We start from the raw sequence: 23,925 nt of genomic DNA on the forward strand, positions 1-23,925 counted from the left end.
ACTTATAATCTCCCCTTAATTTGACAAGCTAGCTATATGAATATAGCTAGCTTGTTTGATCATGAAAACATTTTTAATAAAATTGTCGCTGTTACAACCATTGCTGCCCCGCCTAAACGCGTTGAAATTTGCGCAAACGGCATTAATTCCATACGGTTTGAGGCTGATAAAATAGCAACATCTCCAGTTCCACCTAAACCACTATGACATCCAGTTACAATCGCTGATTCAACTGGATACATTTTCATCACTTTCCCTACAAGAAAACCTGTTGTTACCATTGTAAGAACAACCGATGCACACACAACAACATATCCTACAGAAAGAACTGCTGCTACGTCTTTTAAAGGAATATATAGCAATCCTAAACCGACCATTAACGGCCAAGTTAAATTCTTTGAAATAAATTTATATAAATGGAATGCACCTTGCTCCATTTTTGCTGGCATTAAATTAAAATACTTCACAATTGCCGCTGAAAAAATCATAATGATTGCCCCAGGAATACCGATAAATTTAGAAGCGAATCCTCCGAAAATAAAGAATGTACATGCAATCAATAACCCTGCTCCCATTAATGAGAAATCAATTGGTTTTTCTGCATTTTGCTCTTTTAATAACTCTGCTTGATTATCTGTTTTTACTAATACACCGTTACCACTAAGCTCAGGTTTCTTCTCACCTAAACGTTTCATATAGCCTGCGCTCACGATCGCAAACATATTTCCGATAATAGCCGCAGGAATAAGCTGTGATACAAATGTTGCTGATGATTCATTTAAAATATCACTGTAAGCTAACGACAATGGTAAAATCCCTTCGCCAATACCGCCACTCACAATAGGGACGATAATAAAGAAGAAAGTCTTCTTCATTTCAAACCCAAATAGTGAACCAACTAATAAGCCTACTGCTATAGAAGCTAACGTTCCTACTACTAAAGGAATAAACATACGAACGAAACCTTGTACTAACACTTTGCGATTCATTCCTAAAATACTTCCTACTACTAAGCAAGAAATATATAAATATAAAAAGTTCGATTTTTTCATTAACATAGTCGCAGCTTCCATTGAAGCTGGATTCATCCAGTTAAAAAATACAAGTAATGATGGAATAAATAATGAAAGAATTGCTGGACCACCGATATTTTTTAAAATTGGAATTCTCATCCCAATGTCTCCTAAGAAAATACCCATAATCATAATAACTGCAAATCCACCAATCATATCCGCTGGCAATTTATTATATACAGATGCTCCATAAATAATAGCAGCCAATACTACATATAACGGTAAAGGTATAACACCGATTTTAACATTCATAATTTTAGAAGCGAAAGATTCACTTTTCAATTCATTTCCCTCAGAAAATGATACCGCTTCCACATTCTTTTGTATTCCCATATGGCACCCCCTTGTTTTCTTAATAACAATATTAAAACGCTTTCAATAGTAAAAATAGTTTTTGTAAGTTTTGTAACTACTTTTGTAATTAAAAAAAGTATAAGCGACTTATAATAAGTCGCTTATACGTAAAAATTTATTTTATTTTGATCAATACATCTTAATTTACTCACCGGTCTTCCCACATTTTGATACACCATTTCATTCTCTAATACTCCAATTTCAGTCAAAAACATTACATATTTTCGAATAGAAACCCTTGAAACTCCTACTAATTGCGCCATTTCATCTGTTGTAAATGCTTGTCCCTTAAGCGATTCGATTTTCTTCCAAATTAGTTGTAGCGTTTGCTTTGTTAATCCTTTTGGAAGCTCTTTATAGTCAAAGGACTCTCTTTTTTCTTTTTGTAAAATTAGCGAATCCAATTCCGATTGACTAATTTTTTGTTGTTCTTTCATAAAAGTAAATTTTTCTCGATACACAGTTAATGCTTCCTTAAAGCGTTCAAATGTAAATGGTTTAATTAAATAATCTACCACTCCATATTGTAATGCTTTTTTTATACTCCCCATATCATGCACAGCTGAAATCATCATAATATCAATTTCTTTTTCTTGATTCCGAATATACATTAAAAGCTCAAATCCAGTCTCCTCAGGCATAAAGATATCAAGTAATACTAATTCTACTCGTGATTTCTCTAATACTTCTATCGACTCTTTTACTGATTTAACTGCATGAACAAGTTCAAACCCTCCCACTTGCTCTAAATAATGCGTATTTAACATTGCAACCATCGGATCATCTTCTACAATCAAAACTTTGATCATCTTATCTCTCATCCCTACTTTTAGGTATTTCAATTGTTATCGTTGTTCCCTCTCCTACCATTGAATGAATATGAATTTCCCCATTTATTCGCTGTATGCTTTCCTTTACAAGGTACAAACCATACCCCCGATTATCACCCTTTGTGGAATAACCTTTTATAAATAATGCATCCATTTCATCTTCTTGTATGCCTTTCCCTGTATCTTGTACTGTAATGATTAATGTATCCCCATATTGTATTCCAACTTCAACTTGCTTCTTCTCACAATTCGTCACCGCGTCTAATGCATTATCAATTAAATTTCCGACAACGGTGATTAGTTCATGAATGATACGTTCATCATATATTTCTGGTAAGTAAGAATCTTCTTTTATAATTAACTTTATATTTTTCTCTCTAGCATAGCTAAGCTTACCTAATAAAAAACCAGCAAATACTGGACTTTTAATTCTTTTCATAACCCCACCAATTTCATATTGATGCTCTGATACCATACTACTTACATATTTCTGCAATTCTTCATACTGTTTCATATGTGTAAGCCCTAATACGACATGCATTTTATTCATAAATTCATGAGATTGCGCCCGTAATGCTTCCGCATATAACCTAATACCAGTTAATTCTTCTGCTAATTTTCTAATTTCTGTTTTATCACGAAATGTTGCAATCGCGCCAACTATTTCTCCTTTTACATATAAAGGAACACGATTAGTAACAATCGTAATTCCATAAATATTTTGTTCTTCGTTTAATTGTACCTCTCCAGTTTGCAATACTTCTTTTATACGTGAATTTGGCATGTACAATTCAACATCTTTACCAATAAAGTCTTCTTCAAGTCCACTTTTCTTAAATAACCGTTTTGCCTCATTATTGATTAAAGTTACGTTCGCCTCTTTATCTACAGCAATAATACCTTCTTTCACCGAAAGCAACATCGTATTTCTTTCTTCAAGAATTTTCGCTATCCTATGCGGCTCAAGACCAAATAAACTTTTCTTTATATGTCTAGCTAGCAATATCGCCCCTATAACACCAACTAATACTCCAACTCCAACACCGATATAAATAATATGTCTACTTTCCTTAACTCGCTCTTTTACATTATCTGCTGAAATTCCAACCGCAACCGCTCCAAGTTGTTCCCCTGTTTCAGAAAAAACTGGCACAAATACTCTCATAGAAATCCCTAAAGTTCCTTCTGCCAATGATACATGTTCATTCCCCTTCAATACGGGCCCTTCATCTCCCCCAATAAAATGATGACCTATTTTTTGAGGATTGGGGTGAGATTTTCGGATTCCATTCATATCCATAACCACAATAAATTGAACATCCGTACTCTTTAATATCTTATTTGTATACACTTGAATCAAGGCGGTATCTACTTTCCCCGCCAACCCATCAATTACAATAGAATCATTCGCCACAATACGTGCAATCGTTTTTGCCTTCTCTGCTTGGCTATCTTCTGTCGTTCGTTCAACATTATGGCTAATCAAAATATCTGTTACGAGCAAAGAAAAAATTACAACTGTACACACTAATAATGTAATCGTTTTCCATAAATTCCATAGTCTTTTTCTTTTTTTCATCCCGTTAATGACTCCCCTAATTGCTGTATAGAAAAATAAGTAAGGTGATCTCATTTCCACCTTACTTATTTCCTGTTATTATACTTTAAATTTACTAATCATTTCTTATAATTCTTCTGTCATCTCTGCTAAGTTTTGAGTGACTAAACTAACTTATTCCCTTTAATTGACTTGTTCTTCTGTAGCTTTTGCAATCTCATCAATGGCATTTGTTACTTCATTTTCATCGCCAGCTAAACCTTTCATTGTTTCTGCTACTCGATTAATTTTGGAAACAAAATATAATAATAACATGTATTTTTTTGTTGATTATGCATTTTTTACATATGTAGTTATTCTTAAAAGTTTAAATTACAAAATAAGAGAACCTCCATACATAGAAGTTCTCTTTCTTCTTATTATTTTTGCTTCTTTAAAACACTGCTCACAAAACCTTCTTTATAATCTGTATAACCTTTTATTTATATAATTCCCTTAATTCATTTTGAACTTTTCACATAACTAATTGCTTGACTTCCCATCTGTACCCACGCCTTTTCAAAGTTTTCTCTCGGCACACTTACATCTGGACTATCATTAAGAGGATCTTGAATATATACGGACTCCTTATCGTATCCAACAAGTACAATACAATGTTCACTATAAGTAATCGAAACATCGCCACTATCTGTTTCCCATGTAGCAAATTCATCCTCACCTAATGGTGCATATGTTGCATTCGTAATCATTACTACCGGTTGCCCTGCTTTTACACTCTTATAAATTTCTTCTATACTTTTCCCTGTTAAATCCACAGCTTTATTAGGTAAATATTTTTTCGCTAATTGAAAGAGCGGTTCGTGATATACACCGTATCCTGATTCAGAAAATGTATAAATATCCCCTACAAATCCGTCATTCGGATTTCCACGTGTACCATTATCCTCAAAATCAACTTTCTTTATTTCATCTGCCAATTTCATCTTATCTACAGAAACACCTGCGTATTGTAACATCATCGCTAAGCTCGTCACTTCGCACCCTCTCTCTAGCTCTGGTAATTGCTGAATTAAAGGCACATTTGATAAGACGATTTTTTCATCACCTTGATTATTAGTGGATACTGTTTGTTTCTGACTCTTTGTAGTGGATACTGTTACTCTCTTTACTTTCTCGGCATACTTTGTAAACCCATTCGTATATATGCCCCATATTACCGCCCCGAATATAATCACATACATACACATTTTCCACTTTCGTATCATGCTCCTATTCTCACGCCCTCTTTAATTCGTTAAATAAGAATAAAACGCATCAGCATCTGTTTGAATCATCGGTACAAAATTTAGTTCTTTTCCCTTTTCAGGTTGTTCTCGTTTTATTTTTTCTGCTAAATCTTGAATATTCATATTCGTTCTATCCATATTAAGCTCATCCGCCATTTGCACCACTTTTTGTTCATTAATTTCTCTTAATACTTGATATATATCTTTGCCGTATAGATCAATATGATATTTTTTTGCTTCTTCCTGTACTTTTTGTTCATATACTTCTTGTGCTAGATCTCCTATCTCTTTTCCTTTTTTAGAAATACCTAGCTTTTCCGCTTCTTCTCTTACTTTTGTCCCATAAATTTCTTCCGCAATATCTTGCATTTCTTTTCCTTCTATTGAAACGCCTAGTTTATCTGCTTCATTATTAATTTTGATTGTATTAATTTGATTTATTAAATCCACAATCGATGTATTCTCTATTGATATTCCTAGTTTTAATGCTTCCTGCTTCACTTTTGTTTCATAAATTTCTTCTGAAAGAATTCCAACATCTTTTCCTTCTGTTGAGATACCTAATTGTTCCGCTTCTCTTCCTACTTCCGTTTCATGAATTTCTTTTTCTAACCTAATTTGTTCTTTTCCATTCGTTTCAATGCCTAGCTTTTCCGCCTTTTCTTCTGTATGCATCGCATGTATTTTCCCATCGTTTAACTGTTCTTTACTGCGCTGCGTGTAATCTGTCTTTCCTTTTGTCGTTCCAGAAGAAGAGGCGCCTCCTAATATACTTAAACTCATTACTCCAATAGCGCATACCATCATCATCTTCTTTTTCAAGAATTCTTCCTCCTTCTCACGCTTTCTGTTTCCATCTTTCCCATAATTTTTTTAATACTATACATCAACTTCATCACTGTTAGAAATAACAGTATGATTCATCTAATTCATTCAAAAATATCTACTTCAGCGTCTCTTTCTATTACAAGTTTCCATGATGTAATACATGATACAAGTTGTTCCTTAACTTTCCCTTAAAAAAAGACGACCTTGTAAAAAACAAGATCGCCTTCTCACTTATAACCTTTGATTTTTCGGGAAAATCACTTCAAAACAAGTACCTTCTCCCCATTTGCTCTCTACCGATATTTTTCCGTAATGTTTTTCTACAATCCAATTAGCGATTGAAAGACCTAATCCAGCGCCTTCTGATGCACTTCTCGCTTTATCACCTTGATAAAAACGATCAAATAATTTTGGACTATCCTCTTCCTTAACTCCTATCCCGTTATCCTTCACCCGTATACGAATTGAACTACTCGTTTGCGTACAATTAATTTGAATATGTCCACCTTCATTCGTATACTTCATCGCATTATCTAACAGTATGACCATCATTTGATGGATTCTCTCTCTATCGCCAATAAACGATATGTTACGTTCTACTTTTAATATCATCTCTTTTTCTTGATAAGAAGCAATTTCTTTATATGGATCTACTATTTCTTCTAACAATTTATCTAGTTCAAATGTTTTCTTATCCATCTCGATTTGATTAGAATCCGAACGTGCTAACAATAATAAATTAGCAACTAGCTTCGATAACCGTCTACATTCCTTTGAAATTGTAGAAATATCCATCGCCTTTTCTTCTATCGTTGCAGATGGTGACTGGAATAATACATCTGTTTTTGATTGGATAACCGCAAGTGGCGTCCTTAATTCATGTGATGCATCAGAAACGAATTCCTGCTGTTTCTCCCATGACTTTTGAATCGGTATGAGTGCTCTACCCGCTAGGAAAAAGCCGATTCCTATTGCACATAGGCTTCCTATCCCACAACCGATTATAAGAATTAACAATAATGTGCGAAGTACTTCTTTTTCAGTTGTTGTTTCACGCAATATTTGAAGTGTAAAATTCTCTCCAAACTGTGTAGTTACATGAGCTGCTCCAGTTCTATAACTTCTCCCCTTAATTTCTATATCATAGAAATCTCCAACTTTTTTTGGAAATAAACTTGTTTGATTCTCTTCAAAAAAGCTGCGATCTCGAGATTTTTTGTCTATATCTTGCAACTGATTATTTTCATTCCATACCAATAAAGAGACCCTTGAATCTCCTATACGTAAATCTTTATTTAATTCAAATTGAGCGGGACCTTGGCGCTTCTCTCTCGTTATCTTCATAATAAATTCTCTTATCGATCCATCTACTCCCTTGTAGATTTGATCATATGTATATGAATAAACTAAACTTCCCAATATCCCAATTAATATAATAAACACTAACGAATTTAATATAGTCAGACGAATGCGTGTTTTTTGAAACATACTTCCCTTTTTCATTGTTCTTTCAATATATATCCAATACCACGAACAGTTTGAATATCTTTCTGATAACCGAATTGCTCTAATTTTTTACGTAAGTGATGAACATACACTTCTACAATCGCTACTGTCGTATCTGAATCAAATCCCCAAACACGATCAAAAATTTGTTCACGCATTAAAATCTTACCGCTATTTTGAATGAGGTACTCTAGAAGTTCATACTGTTTTAAAGTCAACTTAATTGCTTGTCCATCTACTTGTGCATCTTTATCTTTTCCAAACAGTTCGATTCCTTTATAACGAATTGTCTGCTTTGTTGTTAAACTACCACTTCGTCGTAATAAAGCACGAATTCTCGCTTTTAATTCCGGTGCTTGAAATGGCTTAACGAGATAATCATCTCCGCCAAAATCTAAACCTTTTACTCGATCCTCCAAAGAATCTTTTGCTGTTAAAAATAAAACTGGCGTTTCAATCTTCTCATCTCGTATTTTTTGAATAACTTCAAATCCATCCATTTCTGGCATCATGACATCAAGTAAAATTGCATCATATATATTTTGTAATGCCAAAAACAAACCATCTTCCCCATTCATTGCCGTGTCCACTTCAAATTCATCACGTAAAATTTGTACTATAGACTCCAATAAAGAAGCATTATCTTCTACTACAAGTAAGCGCATCGGCCTTTCTCACCTTCCACAATATATTTCAATTCGCTTTTCCTTTATTATTACATCACTTCTCTTAATAACGAAAGAAAGTAGCCACATTATACAATCGCTTTTTTAACTATTTCCATCTAAGAATTTGGATTCGATAGAATTTTGAAGTTTTATTATAAAGTCCATTTCTTAACTTTGCCTTAATAAAAGATTGAAAGAAATAAGGAAATCCTTATTTCTTTCAATCTTTTACTACATATACCTTTTTACTCGGCAACTCCAAACAATTCAACTGCCCACCATACACAGCCCCGCCATCAATACCTATAATACGATTACTACCAAAATACACTCCACAATCATCATTACCATGAAGCGTCTTTGTTTCTGTATGTCCAAATATAACAACCTTTTCGCCACTATACCCACTATGAAACTCATTACGTATCCACATTAAAGTGTATGGTTCAGATTCAGAAACTCGTTTCAGCGGCTCAACACCAGCATGTACAAATATATACTCTTCTGTTTCAATGTAATGATCTAATTCTTGAATAAACTTTACATGTTCCTCTAATATATGAGATTGTAAAATTGGCTTTTGGAAGTCTTCCTCATTAACCTCAATATCTTCTTCTACAAACCCATAGCTATATAATGTTTTATCTCCACCATTTCTTTTTACCCAATGATTCCACGAGCGCTCCTCATCTGTCGTTAACGCTTTAATCATCATATCTTCATGATTTCCCTTTAAAACGAAAGCTCCCTCTTCTTTTAACCCTTTTACCTTTTCAATGACAGCACGCGCATTTGGACCACGATCTACATAATCACCTAATAAAATTAGTTGATCCTGCTTTGCATTATATTGAGTTTCTTCCAATAACTGCTCGAACTTTTCTATTTCTCCATGAATATCACTAATAACAAGTATTCTCCTCATTTCTTCCCCCTCTTTCTAAACCACTCTCTTTCTAATTATAGATTAAAACAACAGAAATTTCTGAATCCTAATCCAAAATAGCATTTATTACAAATAAAACTATTATCCTTACAACAATGTAAGTCTCTTGTCATCCAATTCGATAGTTGTAATTACTGCATTTCCTTATACTAAAAGTAAGAAATGAAACAAAAAACAAGGAGAGATGAGATATGAAAAAAGTGATGGAAGTTGTAGTAGCGGTGGCAGAGGTTTTCGTAAATGGCAAACAAGTTGCAATGGAGTTAAATAAATAATGAAAAGGACAAGATTCGTTCTAGACCCTTTGCTCATATAAAAGAGATAAGACTTCATCATTTCTTTGATCCCTTATCTCCCTATAAAGAAAGCCGTATCCTTAAGAAGGACACGGCTTTCTTTTATTTTTGACTCGTACGAGCTGAAATACTAATGGCTCTATCTGTTGCTTTTGCAGCCTCATCTAACGCTTCTTTACTATTTTTCCCGTCATACATTGCTTCTAGTGCTTTCACAACTGCATCTCGTGATTCTGGGAATACACTAATTAATGCCCCTTGCGTTGCTGAAGATTGCTTCGTTGCTTGCAGTTGATCTACCGTTACTTTTAACTGTGGATACTTTTCATATTGTTCTTTTACTAACGGTTCATTATATGCATCTGGATTAATTGAGAAATACCCTGTTGCTGTATGCCATTTTGCTTGTACGTCTGGTTTCGTTAAATATTTCATAAAGTCCCAAGCACCTTGCTGCGCTTCTTCTGAAACCATATTCGTCATCCATAATGACGCTCCGCCAATAACAACACCATTTTGTTTCGTATCTTCTGGATATGGAATATATGCAACACCAACGTTAAACTTAGATGCATCAATTAAATCACGAACACCAGCTGAAGAATCTAAATACATAGCAACTTGTCCAGATTGGAATGCGGCACGAATATCATCCCAACTTGCTCCATACTTTCCTAATGCACCAGCCTTATTCAATTCATCTAACATCCCAAATACTTTTTGCCCTTCTTTTCCGTTAAATGCCGCTTTCGTTGCTGCATCTTTTCGCCCATTCTCATTATCCACATATAGACCGCCTTGTGTCGCTAATAATTCTTCAAAGAACCATCCATAGTTCAGCATGGAGAATCCATATTGTTTTACATTTCCGCCTTCTTTAATCGTTAACTTTTTAGCTACTTCTTTTAATTCCGCATATGTTTTCGGAGCTTTCTCTGGATCTAACCCAGCCTTTGCGAAAGCATCTTTATTATAAATTAATACTGGTGTAGATGAATTAAATGGCATAGAATACATTTTCCCATCAACTGAGTAATAATTCGTAATTGCTTTTTCTAATTTTGATGTATCGTACTTATCTTTTTTAATCCAGGTATCAATAGGCGTAATCTTTTTGCTATCAATCATATATTTCGTTGTAATTTCACTTGATTGAACAAGAGCTGGCGCTTCTTTCGTTGCAGATATCGTTTTAAACTTCGTTAAAGACTCTTCGTATGTTCCTTGGAACTCTGCCTTTATCTCGTATTTATTCTGTGACTTATTATAGTCTGCAACAAGCCCATCTAGCACACCTTGTGTTTTTCCACCCATCGCATGCCAAAAGCGAATTACAGTTTTATCACCATTTTTTTCAACAGGAGCTACTTTTGCCTGTGCTTCAGATTTCCCCTCTGTTTTACTACTTGAACAAGCTGCCCCGGTTAACGCCATTGTGGCTGCCATCAAAAGAGCGGCACTTTTTTTCAATAAACTCATCTCAATCCCACCTTTTCTTATGTATGCTTATTTAATTGCACCTTTTGTTAATCCTTGTTGCAATTGCTTTTGCCCTAAAAATAGTAAAATCAACGTTGGAATGACGATAACAGTAACACCAGCCATTACACTTCCCCAATCAGTTGCAACTTCTTGAGACTGGAGCTGCTTCACACCAATTTGAACTGTTCTTACTTTTTCATCAGTGGTCACTAAGAGCGGCCATAAATACATATTCCATGTTGTTAAAAAGCTATATACTCCAAGCGTAATAAAACTCGTTTTACAATATGGAATTACAACGCTGAATAAAAACCTTAAATTTCCAATCCCTTCAATAAAAGCAGCTTCTTTCAGTTCATTCGGAAGTGTCATAAAATGCTGACGTAGTAAGAAAATACCGAAGGCTGTTGCAAAAAACGGTACTGTCATCCCAGCAAAGCTATTGATCCATCCGAAATTTTGAATCGTTAAAAAGTTTGGTACCATCGTTGCTTCCCACGGAATAAGCATCGTTGAAATAAACAGGAAAAAAATAAAGTTTCTTCCTTTAAACTGAAGAAAGACAAAAGCATAAGCAGCTAAGCTTGATACGATAAGTTGTCCAATCATAACAACTGTCGATACAATTAAACTGTTATATAAGTACGTAAAAAGCGGTACTTTTTGAAAGATATTAATGAAATTATCAAAAGTAAATTGAGTCGGAAATAACCTTCTCATTTGAATATCATCTGGTGTCATAAAGCTTATTAAAAACGCATAGAGTACAGGAAAAAACACCATCACTGCACTAATAATGAGCAGTATGTATAATAGGAAGTTTTGTTTCCACTGTTTAACAATCATTTATAATGCACCTTTCTCTCTGCAAACTTGAATTGAAGTAATGTAGCAATGAAAATGAAAACAAATAATACCATCGCTTGTGCACTTGCTGTTCCAAATTGATGATTCACAAATGCTTCTTTATAAATCGAGTACACAATTAAATTCGTTGCATCGTTCGGTCCACCGTGCGTCAAAATATCGATTTGTCCAAAGCTTTGAAATGCACTAATTAAAGTTACTGTTACAATAAAAAATAACGTTGGTGATAACATCGGTAATGTAACGCGGCGAAGCTTATATAAATAGCTCGCACCATCTATAGATGCACTCTCATATAAAGACGTATCAACATTTTGTAAACCACCTAATATAACTAAAAATGCAAATCCTGTATTCACCCAAACCGTTGTAACCGATACAGAAAACAATGCCCAGTCCGGACTCGTTAACCATGCAATCGCAGGGAGATTCATAGAGGCTAATATGTTATTAAATAACCCCACACTTGGATGAAATAAAAATAGCCAAATCACTGCACTCGCAGCTACTGATATGCCCATCGTTGAGGAAAAGAGCACCCGAAATAATCCAATACCTCTTACTTTCTCATTTGCAATTAATGCAAGAAATAAAGCGAATATAATACTAGTAGGTACTGTATATAAAACAAATAATAAAGTTGACTTTATACTTTTGTAGAAAGCAGGATCAGAAAATAAATATTGATAATTTTCCAAGCCAACAAAAAGATTAGCTTCTCCGTGTATATCTGTTAAATAAAAACTATAGTAAATCGTCCTAAACAATGGATAGAAAAGAAAAATCGAAAACAATAAAATAGATGGTGCTAAAAATAATAATCCTATTCTTAAATCTTTCGTTCTCCCCCATAATGCCTTCTTTTTTGACACTTTTGTTTGAGCTGGTAATTTCCCTACCTCAATCATTATTTCGCCACCACTTTCAGCTCTTCTTCAGCTACCACTTTTAATCGTTCATTCGTTTTCTGTTGAAAGAAGCATAGTTTTTCTTGCGAGAATAATAATTTTACTTTGTCACCTTTGTTCAAGAGTAACTGTCCGATGACTTTTGCACTCCAAGTTGCCCCATTTACCGAAAAGTTTAAAATAGATTCATTCCCTAATACTTCTACAGATTGCAGCGTAACTTCTTGTCCTTCCTCAGACAATGCAATATGCTCAGGACGCATGCCTATTCGAATAATTCCTTCTGGTAATTGCTTTAACTGTCCAATAGATAACGGAATTTGCAATTGGCCTATATGCAATACACCTTTTTCTTTATCCACTTCCCCATCATTCATATTCATAGAAGGAGAACCTATAAAACTTGCAACAAATTCATTTGCTGGTTCGTTATATATATCAAGCGGTGTTCCAACTTGCTGTATACTTCCTTTATTTAAAACCATAATGCGGTCTCCCATAGTCATCGCTTCAATTTGATCGTGAGTAACGTAAATCATCGTAATTCCTAATCGTTGCTGAATTTCTCTAATTTCAATCCTCATTTGCGCACGCAATTTCGCATCTAAATTCGAAAGCGGCTCATCCATTAAGCAAATCGGTGCTTGACTCACAATCGCCCTAGCAAGCGCAACACGCTGTCTTTGTCCACCTGATAATTGGCCTGGTTTCATTTTCACATACTCTTTTAGTCCTACCATTTCAACAGCTTCCATTAATCGTTTTTGCCGCTCTTCTTTCTGTACTTTTCTTACCTTAAGGCCAAATAAAATATTTTCTTCTACAGATAAGTGTGGATATAACGCATAGTTTTGAAATACCATTGATAGATTACGATCTTTCGGCTCTAAATCATTTGCAACACGCTCATTAATAATTAAATCTCCCGAAGAAATTCCTTCTAAGCCAGCAATCATTCGTAATAATGTACTTTTCCCACATCCCGAAGGTCCAACTAAAACAAAAAATTCTCCCTTCTTAATGTGAACCGATACATCCTTAACCGCTGTCTCTTCCGCGTTTTTATATACCTTTAATACATTTTTCAATTCAATCACAAGATTGCACTCCTTTTTTCGTCTTGTATCCATACTTCATAATGACTTGTTGAAATCGCACTTGCTCCTGCACGAATTGCAATTTCTGCATCCTCTCGAGTTTGAATCAGTCCGCCTGCAATAATAGGAAATTCTATTTCCTCTGCTAGCTGTTTAATAATAGAAGGCATAATACCAGGCATAATCTCTACTGCATTCGGTTTAGTCGTTTTACAATTTTCAATTGATTTTGTAAGAGATAAAGTATCAACGATAAAAATACGTTGAATCGTTTTCAATCCAATCTTATTGGCATTTCGAATTGTCGACCCCTTTGTCGAAATAATACCTTGTGCACCAATAACATCTTGTATATACAAAAGTGCTTCCTCTGTATTCGTATTTAGCCCTTGTATAAAATCACAATGAAGAAATACATCATGTCCATTTTTCTGTAATTCATATACACGCTCTGGTAACTCCAACATTGAACCAGTCATAAGGAAAACTGTTTTCGGTAATTTTTTGTATGTTTTATACCCTTTCCAATCCTTTATCATCGCTATATAAGGTTCTTTAAACATTGACTTCACCTAGCTTTTCTATTTTTATCCAAACTAAAAACACCTACTTACATAGAACACCTTTCTCCTTATTTGAACTCTAGGGAATAGAGCACACTTAAGAAAGTGGCACGTTATATGTAAGCGGGTGTTCTCAAATGTTCTCTACCCTAGTTATTTTGTTACCTTTACTATATTACGTATTTATTAAGTCAGTTTTGATAGATTGTTAATTAGGTGTTAATCGAATGTTAATATTCACCATATTACTTTTACAATAATCAAGATATACGAATAAACTCCAACAGAAAACAACTTTGTTTAGAATTTAAGTGATATGTAAATTCATACCATAGTTACTCAGTTTTAGTTTTCTTGCCACTGCTTGCGAAGCAAAATTATCCCAAGCCGTGCTGTAAAGTGGAATGCGTTTTTCTTCTTGTATTGATATCGCCCAGGCCGTAACAACATCTGAACCATATCCTTTTCCTTGAAACTCAGATAACGTTTCTACACTCGCTTCAGAAGCTATTAGTGTACTTCTTGCACTACAGCATATAGAAACCACCTTTTCATTTTCAACAATTGCAAAATAAGGTTTCCTCCATTCCATCTGTTCTATTAGATTAGGAAAGCTTTCTCGCAAGAGTTCTTTATTCTTCCCTGTTATTTGTAGCGTCCTAATTGGTTTTATTAAATCATTAGGAAATCTATAAGCAGGCCCCATCCAAATATTCTCCACCGCTCTTTCCTCATTTAATATTTTAATGATTTTTGCTATCTCTATGTGATTTGAACGTTCTGAAATTAATTTCCCAATCTCATTCACCGTTTCACTATGAAGGTTATAATGATATCTCGTTATATTCCCCTCCCGAGTTCGGCCAAGAAAAAAACGTGGCGCTTTCAGATTTCCATGCTCATTTACACTCTTTATTCTTCCTACTTGATTATGAACAAATAGAACCTCTGCCTGAATTGCTATTAATTCAAGTTCTGAAAGTTTCATCTATATCCTCCTTTGTTACTGCATATACAAAATTCCTATAACAAGCCTTCATAGAGTAAATACAAAAGAACTCCTTCTCAAAACAAAAATCCCATTTAAATAAACATCAATGAGTCCATCTTGCCGGATGATCTCCTTGTTCTGTCTATTTAAATGGGATAATTTCATGACTGTTATTTTCTTAGCCTCTTATCTCACTCTTATATTACTCTGTAGGTTGCTGCTGTATAACTTCATTTGCCCCAGCTACTCTCAACATATTTGCAATGTCTTTAAACCCTCTTTTTTCAGCATATTGCAGCGGCGTAGTTCCTTCACTGTTAGCCATATTTACATCCGCTCCATGCTCAATAAGCATTTGAATTACCTTTTTATGATTTTCGCTACCATTTCCCAATACAATCGCTTCTAATAATGCCGTTCCACCACGATTATTTTTGTAATTCACATCAATATCTGTGTGCTCTAATAATTCTTTTACGACCTCTACATGACCACGCTCAGATGCAGAAGTTAATGCTGTTCCACCTGACCGAGTAGTTTCTTTCGTATTAGCTCCTGCATTAATTAATAATTTTACGATATCCTTATAACCTTCTCTACTAGCATAAAGAAATGGACTGCTTTGTTTCTCATCTTGAATTTCAATATCAGCTCCCGCATCAATTAACGCTTTAACTGTCTCTACATGATTCTGATACGTTGCTGCAAGGACAGGCGTTTCTCCGTTATCACCTTCTACGTTAATATTCGCTCCATCTTTAATCAACTTCATAGCCGTTTCGGTATCACCTAGAGTCGCAGAAAGTAATAATTGCTTATCCATTAAATTTATACCTGTTTCTTTTTTTGCTTCTTCCTTTTCTTTATGGTTTTCCTTCTTTTTTTCATTTTTCACCTGAACCGGTTTTGATTCAGGATCTTCTTGCTTATCACAAGCCACTGTCATCATTAAAAGTCCTAATAACATGCATAATAATATTTTTTGTTTTCTCACAACTACAGCTCCTATGAAAGATAATGTTTTCTTAACCATTCCTCCATCACATGCAATAACTCTTCTTCAATAGATTTATCCATAAGCACCTTATATTCCTTCTTAAATTGAATCATCGAACGCTTATGCCCATGTTTTCTCAACAAATAATTCATGTTTGGAATGATATGCCGCCCGGCTTCATCATTAACATATGAAGCAATTAGTTTAGCATGTTTCGGTGACACTTGTACATCTTTCTTATCCTTAATTCCCCTAAAGATGTCACTATTTTATATTGTAACTGTTCTTCTAACTATTTTACACCTTTTATCTTTCTATTTTCATCTCACTGGCAATAGAAAAAGACAACCTTGGGGTGGTTGTCCTTGCTCTAGCTACTTCTTCGTATTAATGAGAATGTCCTCCGCTATTCCCTTTTTTCGGTTTCCCCATCATCTCTTTGTTCATTTCCCACTTATGCTCTGATAATTCTTTGTCGGAAAGGACCTTCCCCTTATATTTAGATACAAAACTTTCCGCATCCTTTTTATCTTTAAACGAGATGACGTTATAAGCCATAGGTGTTGTTATTGTTTTATCATATACGTAAGTTGCATCCTGCATTGGAACCCAATCTTTCGTATTATAGTCTCGTACAAACTTTTCTTTCGTCTTCTCATTTTTATTATTATCCATCCATTTATGCATACAGCCAATATCATCAAACTTTAAGACTTTTCCATTCTCTAAAATAATTTCTGTTGCGAATTGATTATCCATTACCCCTATTTGACAAATATCACACTTATCATTTTTCTCATCAACTGCAATAGCTTCTATGTCCTTTTTCCCACATCCTACTATTGTAAATAAGAAGCATAAACATATAACAAGCACAGCATACTTTACTCTCATCCAGATTTCCTCCCTAAAAAGAACAATATACTCCCCATTAGTAATAATAAATTATTCTTAAAAATCTATTCGTTATACTCAACTAAGAGCATATCAAAAAGTTGTGTGAGGTTTGTGAAAAAACAATGTATCTTTTGTAATATATGGAACAAAAAAGATGTGTAGCTATTTCTACACATCTCTCATCATTCACAACCAGTAATTAACAAATCATCTTCTAGCTTAACTAATAATGTGTCCGTATCAATTTCCTGTCCAACCTCTACATTCACTAACCTTATATTTCCACTGATCCCTACCCCGATTTTTTCAAGCTCACCATCGTGTTTTCGGATCATCATTAATTTTTCCCATTCATATACGTAAGAGGATTCATTAATAAAAATCTCCTCTACTCTTCCTTCACATGAACTATAAATTTCTTCTATTCTTCTTTTCATTCAAAATCTACTCCCTACTTCACACTTCACTATTTTCACCTTATTCTACCATTCTTGTACGAAGTAAATTATCTTTTTAAAAATTCAAAATTACCCTCGTGAACAAAATGATCAAAATAAAGATTATGCTTCTAATGATGTTATTTTTTTAATTATTTACCATTTGAATTGAAACTTTTATTATAAATAAAAAACCTTTTATCTGAATTTTTACTTTATTTTGAAAGCGCAATCATTTTTGAGGGGGAGATTACATGTTAGCATTACTCGGATTTGTAATGGTATTTGTCTTTATGTTTTTGATTATGACTAAACGTATGTCAGCATTAGTAGCATTAATATTAATTCCAATTATTTTTGCATTAATTGGTGGCTTTTATGCAAATATGGGCCCTATGATGCTAGAGGGGATTAAAAAGCTAGCACCTACTGGTATTATGCTTATGTTCGCCATTTTATATTTCGGAATTATGATTGATAGTGGTTTATTCGATCCTGTCATTAGTAGAATCTTAAAATTTGTAAAAGGTGATCCGTTAAAAATTGTTGTTGGTACGGCTATCCTTACTATTATCGTTTCATTAGATGGGGACGGAACAACAACATATATGATTACTGTTTCCGCAATGTATCCACTGTATAAACGTCTTGGAATGAATCCGCTTATATTAGCTGGCGTTGTTATGTTAGGAGCAGGTGTGACAAATCTTACACCTTGGGGTGGACCAACTGCTCGGGTTATGAGTGCACTTGGTCTTGATGCATCAGAGCTCTTCACACCACTTATACCAGGAATGATCGCTGGTGCAATTTGGGTAGTTTTCGTTGCCTACTATCTTGGAAAAAAAGAAAGAAAACGTTTAGGAATTATGGATGTACAGTATTTAAAACAAATACAAACAATGGATGAGCAAGCTGCAACAGTCGAAGCTGAAGTACATAAACGCCCTAAGCTGCTATGGATTAACTTTTTATTAACTGTTGCCTTACTCGTCTGTCTCATACTAGAAGTTATGCCGTTACCTGTTTTATTTACAGTCGCTTTTGCAATTGCTGTTATGATTAACTATCCAAACTTAGAACAACAGAAAGAACGTATTGCGTCTCATGCTGGAAACGTATTAGCAGTTGTTTCTCTCGTATTTGCTGCTGGAATCTTCACAGGTATTCTATCTGGAACAAAAATGGTAGATGCAATGGCTCAAAGTGTAGTTACTCTCATACCAGATGCACTTGGACCCCAGCTGCCAATTATTACAGCTCTTCTAAGTATGCCGTTTACATTTTTCATGTCCAACGATGCATTTTACTTCGGGGTATTACCTATTTTAACAAAAGCCGCAGCTGCTTATGGAGTTAGCGCAGCTGAAATGGGACGCGCTTCGTTACTCGGGCAACCTGTTCACTTACTAAGCCCTCTCGTCGCTTCCACTTATTTATTAGTCGGAATGGCCAAAGTTGATTTTGGTGAACACCAACGCTTTACTTTACTTTGGGCTGTTGGAACGACAATGGTTATGTTGATTACTGGAATTGTAATTGGGATTATTCCAATATAAGATGATACTAGAAAAAACAGTAGAGGAAATGTAATCCTCTACTGTTTTTATTGTTATGAAAGTCTCCTATGAAGAAATACGGAAATACCTTCTTTCTGGCCTCCCCACACTCCCATATATAAGCTCTGCATGCACTTTCTTTCCAGAAATCAAATACTCTAAATAGCGCCTCGCTGTGGATCGACTTACACCTACCATTGAGCTTAGCATCTCTGCAGTAATTCCCTCTTCATTAACAGTTAGCATATGCTTTTTTATTTTTGCTAACGTTAATGGATCTATCCCTTTTGGGGCATATTCTATTTGATTTGCCTGCACTCCTCTTTGAGACCATAGATGTTCAATTTGTTCTGGAGATAATTGAGCACTTTCCTTTAACTTCATGATCTTCTTTTGGTAATTTTCTAAACTTGTTTTAAATCGATCAAACGTAAGTGGCTTTACGATATAATCTGTTACCCCGCCTCGTAAAGCATGCCGCACTACATCTGTTTCTGATGCGGCTGTAATCATAATAATGTCTGTATCATGCAAATTATGCCTAATATATGTGATGAGTTCAGTTCCTTGCATATCGGGTAAATATACATCTAATAAAACAAGCTGTGGCTTCACAAGCTCTAGCCATTCCTTTGCTTCTTCCCCAGTCGTTGCCGTTCCAATCACTTTAAATCCATCAATTTTTTCAGCAAAACGACGATGAATCTCCGCAATCCGAATATCATCTTCTACAATCAATACTTCAATCCCCTCAACCATTACAATTCGCCTCTCTCTTTCGGTAATGCAATGATAAATAACGCACCACCTAAATCCCCTTTTTCGATTGCGATGCTCCCATTTAAATCTTCCACTAGCTCTTTCACTTTTGCTAATCCATATCCACGTTTTTCGCCCTCTTTCGTCGAAAAACCTTTATAGAATATGCTTGTTATTATTTCATCATGAATCCCGTGTCCTGAATCTTCCACTTCAATTAATATTTCTTCTCCAATATCCGTTACAAACATTCTAACTTTCTTGTCATACTCTTGATTTTTTTCAATTGCTTCAAATGCATTCGTAATTAAATTCCCCAAAATAGAGACAACATAATTACTATCAATATGCGGACTTAACTTTTCTAAACTACTTTCTCGATCTAACACAAAATCAATTTTCAACTCTCTTGCTCTATTGTAAAATCCAATTAAAATTCCACCTAGCCATGGATTTTGAATTCGTTTCATAATAAATTGAACGAAATCTTGATATACTGCCGTTTCCTTATGAATAAGCTCTAAAGCATCTTCATATGACTCTAATTGGATAAGACCCGAAAGCGTATACAACAAATTATTATATTCATGTGTTTGTGCTCGTAATGCTTCTGTATATTGCCGCGTTTGAGACAACTCTGCTGTTAATTGGTCCATTTCAGATTTCAAACGTAAACTGGATACAACACCAGTTACTTTATTATTAACTTTAATAGGTAAACGGTTAGCAATAACAGCCTTTCCCTTTATATTTAATTGACGATCAAACTGTCCCTCACCAGTTTGAAGTACATCTAGTATCGATGAGTTAGGAATAACATTTAAAATAAATTCTCCAATTATATTTTGCTGTTTTTCTAAAGAAAGAATGTCATATGCCGCTTGATTTACTAAACTAACAATTCCATTTTTATCGATTACTATAATTCCTTCACGTACAGATTGAATAACTGTACTATGTTCTTCATATAAGGATGAAATTTCTTCTGGCTCCATCCCAAACATCATCCTTTTTATGCTTCTTGCTAAATATATAGAGCCGATTATGCCTAACAATAAACCAGCTATAGCAATCCAAAACACACGCGTACCATATACTTCTACAGCTTGATAAACATCGTCCATCGAAAAACCAACAGATACTACTCCAATAATTTCATTATCTTGATTACGTATTGGAACTTTTCCGCGTAATGAAGGTCCTAATGATCCAGTAGCCTTTGAAATATAAGACTTCCCTTCCAATAATACGCCTTTATTATCACCACCAACCATTGCTTCTCCTATTCTATCTCGCTTAGGATGTGCATAACGAATGCCATCCTTATTTCCAACTACAATGAAATCAGCATCTGTTTCGATTCGAATTTTTTCTACAATTGGCTGAATAATAGAACTTGGATTTTCCTTTTGGAAAGCTTCTTGAATTTCTGGTATAGTGGCAACTGTTTTTGCAACATACAATGCTCTTTTGCCAATTTGCTCTTCTACCGTTTCAGATAATATATAGTAAAATAAATAACTCGTTAACAGAAGCACAGCAAGAATAAGCGTGCTAATAGTTAATGTAATTCTCGGTTGTAGTTTTAATTTTTCAAATTTCAAAACCATTCCCCTAACATAGATAAAGTGAAACTTTAATCAGTGGGGGTTTTGTTCATCTCCCACTGATTATTAGTTGAACCAATCGGGCTTTTACGGGCAGTTGATCTCCCACCTAACTCCTTTGCTTTACAGCCGAATTTTGAGGTGGGAGTCTTACTGCCCACAAATAGCGGGATAAAGATAGAATTTAAAGAAAATACTGTCTTTTATTTCCGTATTTAATCATAACACGATTACTATATATTTCTTCAATTTATCTCATGATCGTCGTCACAAAAAAAGAAACGAAGTAAAACTACTACCTCGTTTCTTAATATTTGTTATTATACTTTGAACTTACCAATCATCTCTTGTAATTCTTCAGCCATTTGCGATAGGTGAACTGCTGCTGAATTTATTTCTCCTACTGAAGCTACTTGTTCTTCAGAGGAGCCAGCAATATTTTGAACACTTGCTGCATTTTCTTCAATCGTTGCTGCAATTTCATTAATAGATGCACTTACTTGTTTTGCATCTATCGTCATTCGTTTCGCTACTTCTACCATACTATCAATTTGTACAACTGTATCATTTGTAGATTTCAATATTTCTACAAAGCTTTGTTTCGTTTCATTTGCAACTACAAGCCCTGATTGTACCTCTGTCCCAACTTGATTCATAGAGCTTACAGTTTCTTTTATATCAAATTGTATCTCTTTCACTAGCTTGCCAATTTCCGTAGAAGACTGTCCCGATTGTTCTGCTAATTTCCGCACTTCATCCGCTACAATTGCAAAACCTCTTCCTTGCTCTCCAGCTCTTGCAGCCTCAATTGCAGCATTTAATGCTAATAAGTTTGTCTGCTCTGCAATATGTTGAATCACTTCTAGAATAGCTCCAATTTGCTTCGACTTATCATCTAATAAAGAAATGACTTTGTCTGACTGTGAAACAGATTCATGAATTAATTGCATTTGATTCACAGTTTGCTCAACTAACTTTCCACCATCTTCAGCTTTTTGGTTCGTATACATAGATGCTGTAGATACTAATGAAGAACTATCCGCAACACGCTGAATTCCTTCTGTAACTTCTTCTAACAAAGTCGCTCCTTCTTCAACTTCCCGCGTTTGTATTTCTGCCCCACTCGATACTTGTTCCATTGCTTGTGTAATTTGTTCCGTCGCTTCACTTGCTTGCTTCATGCTAGCCGTTAATTCTTCCGAAGAAGCTGCTACATGACCAGCTGAAGTATTAATATTTGAAATTACATCATGTAATGATGCCGCCATCTCATTAAAACTTTCTCCTAACTGTCCAATTTCATCCTTCGAACGAACAGTAATTGATTCTGTTAAGTCACCTTCGCTAATTTTCCTTGCTGATATAACAAGTTGTTTTAACGGTTTAATAATAGAAGCAATTATGAAGTAAATTACAATTCCACCAATTATTAATGAAATTCCAAGAACAGTTATTGTTTTATAGAAAATAGGTTCAGCCGCTTGAATAATTTCTTTCGAAGGCATAATCCCTGCTATTTTCCATCCAGTTATCTTATTCGTTTTAAAAGTGATATTGCGATCCTCGCCATCTAATGAAAATTGAAAATCACCTGTTTCTTGTTTATACAGTTCCTTTTCAAGTTTCTCTTCTACCTTATCCCCCGGCTTCAACGTTGGATGTGCTACCACATTTTTATCTTGATCAAAAATTGCAACATACCCTTGTTTACCGATATTAACCATTTTTGAAGTGTTTACAATATCATTAATAATTAAATCAATACCGAGGACGCCACTTTTATCCTCATTTTGTTTTGCTATTGTAATAACAATATTTCCTGTCGTTTTTGATTTATATGGAGCGGTGATAATCACTTCTCCGCTTTTTTTCACTGCCTCTTTGTACCACTCTCTTTCTGTAGGATTATATCCTTCTGGCATTTGAATAGCTGGTGATTGAACAAATTGTCCATTACTAGATCCCGTATAGATTGCTTCCATTTCTGGATGTAATTTATTATATTCTTCTAATTTATTCTGCACGTTTTGAAGCTGATCAGCTTGATAACTCGCCCCAGTAAATAGCTTTGTAAAGTATGCTACGTCTACTTTCTTACTATCTAACTCTTTATTAATTACATTATTTAAAATCTTTATGTTATCTTTTGCTGATTGTAAAATTGTTTCATTAAAATTTGTCTTTGCCTGTTGATAAGACGTCCAACCAATTACAATACTTGGAAGAATTAAAATAATAATAAATGATACAAATAACTTTGTTTTTAAACCACTACTCCTTAATTTTCCTTGAAACATATTTCTGTCCCTCCATACCGTTTTAAATGCAATTACTTTACAATTAATCTCTTTATATAAATTATACGATATAATTGCGTTGATGAGACTCTCTATCTCTTTTCCTCATCTTTCTCTAC

General features: G+C 34.6%; 23 protein-coding genes and 1 pseudogene. 1 reads left to right on the plus strand and 23 read right to left on the minus strand.

All coding sequences use genetic code 11. The features are described 5' to 3' along the window. Positions 1-59: 59 nt before the first annotated feature. The 19 genes from MR109_RS18605 to MR109_RS18690 all read right to left on the minus strand — a co-directional run bounded on the left by MR109_RS18605 (position 60) and on the right by MR109_RS18690 (position 17,584). Positions 60-1,406, minus strand: a complete 1,347-nt coding sequence (locus MR109_RS18605; protein ID WP_048370656.1) for a 2-hydroxycarboxylate transporter family protein — start codon at positions 1,404-1,406, stop codon at positions 60-62. A gap of 122 nt (positions 1,407-1,528) precedes the next feature. After that, complete coding sequence (locus tag MR109_RS18610) at positions 1,529-2,236, minus strand: response regulator (protein ID WP_242273474.1); 708 nt, start codon at positions 2,234-2,236, stop codon at positions 1,529-1,531. Between the two features lies 1 nt (position 2,237). Then, positions 2,238-3,836, minus strand: coding sequence for a sensor histidine kinase (locus tag MR109_RS18615; RefSeq protein ID WP_308197280.1), 1,599 nt, complete (start codon positions 3,834-3,836; stop codon positions 2,238-2,240). A 162-nt stretch (positions 3,837-3,998) separates the two neighbouring features. Further along, entirely contained in the window at positions 3,999-4,130 is a 132-nt protein-coding gene (locus MR109_RS30085) for a hypothetical protein (protein WP_269431810.1), read from the minus strand. A 185-nt stretch (positions 4,131-4,315) separates the two neighbouring features. Beyond that, positions 4,316-5,080, minus strand: a complete 765-nt coding sequence (locus MR109_RS18620) for a C39 family peptidase (RefSeq protein WP_374202578.1) — start codon at positions 5,078-5,080, stop codon at positions 4,316-4,318. 21 nt (positions 5,081-5,101) lie between these two features. Then, on the minus strand, positions 5,102-5,923 hold the full coding sequence (locus MR109_RS18625) for a transporter (RefSeq protein ID WP_242273479.1): 822 nt from the start codon (positions 5,921-5,923) through the stop codon (positions 5,102-5,104). A gap of 237 nt (positions 5,924-6,160) precedes the next feature. Further along, positions 6,161-7,432, minus strand: coding sequence for a sensor histidine kinase (locus MR109_RS18630; protein ID WP_098473919.1), 1,272 nt, complete (start codon positions 7,430-7,432; stop codon positions 6,161-6,163). After that, positions 7,429-8,100, minus strand: a complete 672-nt coding sequence (locus MR109_RS18635) for a response regulator transcription factor (RefSeq protein ID WP_242273481.1) — start codon at positions 8,098-8,100, stop codon at positions 7,429-7,431. Before MR109_RS18635 ends, MR109_RS18630 begins: the two co-directional genes overlap by 4 nt. A gap of 223 nt (positions 8,101-8,323) precedes the next feature. Further along, positions 8,324-9,028, minus strand: a complete 705-nt coding sequence (locus MR109_RS18640) for a metallophosphoesterase family protein (RefSeq protein ID WP_071717525.1) — start codon at positions 9,026-9,028, stop codon at positions 8,324-8,326. Between the two features lie 419 nt (positions 9,029-9,447). Then, entirely contained in the window at positions 9,448-10,824 is a 1,377-nt protein-coding gene (locus tag MR109_RS18645) for an ABC transporter substrate-binding protein (RefSeq protein WP_242273484.1), read from the minus strand. A 27-nt stretch (positions 10,825-10,851) separates the two neighbouring features. After that, entirely contained in the window at positions 10,852-11,673 is an 822-nt protein-coding gene (locus MR109_RS18650; protein ID WP_002174787.1) for a carbohydrate ABC transporter permease, read from the minus strand. Further along, on the minus strand, positions 11,670-12,602 hold the full coding sequence (locus MR109_RS18655) for a carbohydrate ABC transporter permease (RefSeq protein WP_025149746.1): 933 nt from the start codon (positions 12,600-12,602) through the stop codon (positions 11,670-11,672). Before MR109_RS18655 ends, MR109_RS18650 begins: the two co-directional genes overlap by 4 nt. Continuing rightward, entirely contained in the window at positions 12,602-13,699 is a 1,098-nt protein-coding gene (locus MR109_RS18660) for an ABC transporter ATP-binding protein (RefSeq protein ID WP_071717523.1), read from the minus strand. Before MR109_RS18660 ends, MR109_RS18655 begins: the two co-directional genes overlap by 1 nt. Then, positions 13,696-14,262 (minus strand): glycerol-3-phosphate responsive antiterminator, encoded by a 567-nt coding sequence (locus MR109_RS18665; protein WP_048370635.1) that lies wholly within the window; start codon positions 14,260-14,262, stop codon positions 13,696-13,698. Before MR109_RS18665 ends, MR109_RS18660 begins: the two co-directional genes overlap by 4 nt. Before the next feature lie 307 nt (positions 14,263-14,569). Beyond that, on the minus strand, positions 14,570-15,250 hold the full coding sequence (locus tag MR109_RS18670; RefSeq protein ID WP_242273486.1) for a GNAT family N-acetyltransferase: 681 nt from the start codon (positions 15,248-15,250) through the stop codon (positions 14,570-14,572). A 205-nt stretch (positions 15,251-15,455) separates the two neighbouring features. Then, complete coding sequence (locus tag MR109_RS18675) at positions 15,456-16,286, minus strand: ankyrin repeat domain-containing protein (protein WP_116500264.1); 831 nt, start codon at positions 16,284-16,286, stop codon at positions 15,456-15,458. Beyond that, positions 16,259-16,474 carry a hypothetical protein gene (locus tag MR109_RS18680; RefSeq protein ID WP_025149741.1) on the minus strand — a complete coding sequence of 72 codons (216 nt, stop codon included), beginning with the start codon at positions 16,472-16,474 and terminating at the stop codon, positions 16,259-16,261. Before MR109_RS18680 ends, MR109_RS18675 begins: the two co-directional genes overlap by 28 nt. Before the next feature lie 163 nt (positions 16,475-16,637). Then, on the minus strand, positions 16,638-17,144 hold the full coding sequence (locus tag MR109_RS18685) for a nitrous oxide reductase accessory protein NosL (protein ID WP_071717520.1): 507 nt from the start codon (positions 17,142-17,144) through the stop codon (positions 16,638-16,640). Positions 17,145-17,329: 185 nt separating this feature from the next. Beyond that, on the minus strand, positions 17,330-17,584 hold the full coding sequence (locus MR109_RS18690) for a hypothetical protein (RefSeq protein WP_025149739.1): 255 nt from the start codon (positions 17,582-17,584) through the stop codon (positions 17,330-17,332). Between the two features lie 254 nt (positions 17,585-17,838). On the opposite strand from MR109_RS18690, the gene MR109_RS18695 reads away from it, so the two are divergent. After that, complete coding sequence (locus MR109_RS18695; protein ID WP_242273488.1) at positions 17,839-19,143, plus strand: CitMHS family transporter; 1,305 nt, start codon at positions 17,839-17,841, stop codon at positions 19,141-19,143. Positions 19,144-19,209: 66 nt separating this feature from the next. On the opposite strand, the gene MR109_RS18700 is transcribed toward MR109_RS18695, so the two are convergent. The 4 genes and pseudogenes from MR109_RS18700 to MR109_RS30435 all read right to left on the minus strand — a co-directional run. Next, positions 19,210-19,902, minus strand: coding sequence for a response regulator (locus tag MR109_RS18700; RefSeq protein WP_071717518.1), 693 nt, complete (start codon positions 19,900-19,902; stop codon positions 19,210-19,212). Beyond that, positions 19,902-21,506, minus strand: a complete 1,605-nt coding sequence (locus tag MR109_RS18705) for an ATP-binding protein (RefSeq protein ID WP_025149736.1) — start codon at positions 21,504-21,506, stop codon at positions 19,902-19,904. Before MR109_RS18705 ends, MR109_RS18700 begins: the two co-directional genes overlap by 1 nt. Positions 21,507-21,829: 323 nt before the next feature. Continuing rightward, positions 21,830-22,777, minus strand: coding sequence for a methyl-accepting chemotaxis protein (locus MR109_RS30430; protein WP_374202579.1), 948 nt, complete (start codon positions 22,775-22,777; stop codon positions 21,830-21,832). Next, positions 22,769-23,806: pseudogene (locus MR109_RS30435) on the minus strand (HAMP domain-containing protein); the annotation flags it as partial. The gene MR109_RS30430 and the pseudogene MR109_RS30435, both read right to left, overlap by 9 nt. Between the last annotated feature and the right edge of the window lie 119 nt (positions 23,807-23,925).

Origin of the sequence: Bacillus cereus group sp. BfR-BA-01310, assembly GCF_022664325.1 — a bacterium.
In the GTDB taxonomy this organism is placed as follows: domain Bacteria; phylum Bacillota; class Bacilli; order Bacillales; family Bacillaceae_G; genus Bacillus_A; species Bacillus_A paramycoides.

Excerpts from the sequence above, each read along its gene's own strand:
- MR109_RS18690 (WP_025149739.1), bottom strand. The coding sequence starts at position 17,584 with ATGAAAAGAAGAATAGAAGAAATTTATAGTTCATGTGAAGGAAGAGTA.
- MR109_RS18610 (WP_242273474.1), bottom strand. The coding sequence starts at position 2,236 with ATGATCAAAGTTTTGATTGTAGAAGATGATCCGATGGTTGCAATGTTA.
- MR109_RS18615 (WP_308197280.1), bottom strand. The coding sequence starts at position 3,836 with ATGAAAAAAAGAAAAAGACTATGGAATTTATGGAAAACGATTACATTA.
- MR109_RS18665 (WP_048370635.1), bottom strand. The coding sequence starts at position 14,262 with ATGTTTAAAGAACCTTATATAGCGATGATAAAGGATTGGAAAGGGTAT.
- MR109_RS18695 (WP_242273488.1), top strand. The coding sequence starts at position 17,839 with ATGTTAGCATTACTCGGATTTGTAATGGTATTTGTCTTTATGTTTTTG.
- MR109_RS30085 (WP_269431810.1), bottom strand. The coding sequence starts at position 4,130 with ATGTTATTATTATATTTTGTTTCCAAAATTAATCGAGTAGCAGAAACA.
- MR109_RS18655 (WP_025149746.1), bottom strand. The coding sequence starts at position 12,602 with ATGATTGAGGTAGGGAAATTACCAGCTCAAACAAAAGTGTCAAAAAAG.
- MR109_RS18620 (WP_374202578.1), bottom strand. The coding sequence starts at position 5,080 with ATGATACGAAAGTGGAAAATGTGTATGTATGTGATTATATTCGGGGCG.
- MR109_RS18605 (WP_048370656.1), bottom strand. The coding sequence starts at position 1,406 with ATGGGAATACAAAAGAATGTGGAAGCGGTATCATTTTCTGAGGGAAAT.
- MR109_RS18630 (WP_098473919.1), bottom strand. The coding sequence starts at position 7,432 with ATGAAAAAGGGAAGTATGTTTCAAAAAACACGCATTCGTCTGACTATA.
- MR109_RS18670 (WP_242273486.1), bottom strand. The coding sequence starts at position 15,250 with ATGAAACTTTCAGAACTTGAATTAATAGCAATTCAGGCAGAGGTTCTA.
- MR109_RS18635 (WP_242273481.1), bottom strand. The coding sequence starts at position 8,100 with ATGCGCTTACTTGTAGTAGAAGATAATGCTTCTTTATTGGAGTCTATA.
- MR109_RS18645 (WP_242273484.1), bottom strand. The coding sequence starts at position 10,824 with ATGAGTTTATTGAAAAAAAGTGCCGCTCTTTTGATGGCAGCCACAATG.
- MR109_RS18700 (WP_071717518.1), bottom strand. The coding sequence starts at position 19,902 with ATGGTTGAGGGGATTGAAGTATTGATTGTAGAAGATGATATTCGGATT.
- MR109_RS18650 (WP_002174787.1), bottom strand. The coding sequence starts at position 11,673 with ATGATTGTTAAACAGTGGAAACAAAACTTCCTATTATACATACTGCTC.
- MR109_RS18675 (WP_116500264.1), bottom strand. The coding sequence starts at position 16,286 with ATGGTTAAGAAAACATTATCTTTCATAGGAGCTGTAGTTGTGAGAAAA.
- MR109_RS18685 (WP_071717520.1), bottom strand. The coding sequence starts at position 17,144 with ATGAGAGTAAAGTATGCTGTGCTTGTTATATGTTTATGCTTCTTATTT.
- MR109_RS30430 (WP_374202579.1), bottom strand. The coding sequence starts at position 22,777 with ATGGCGGCATCATTACATGATGTAATTTCAAATATTAATACTTCAGCT.
- MR109_RS18640 (WP_071717525.1), bottom strand. The coding sequence starts at position 9,028 with ATGAGGAGAATACTTGTTATTAGTGATATTCATGGAGAAATAGAAAAG.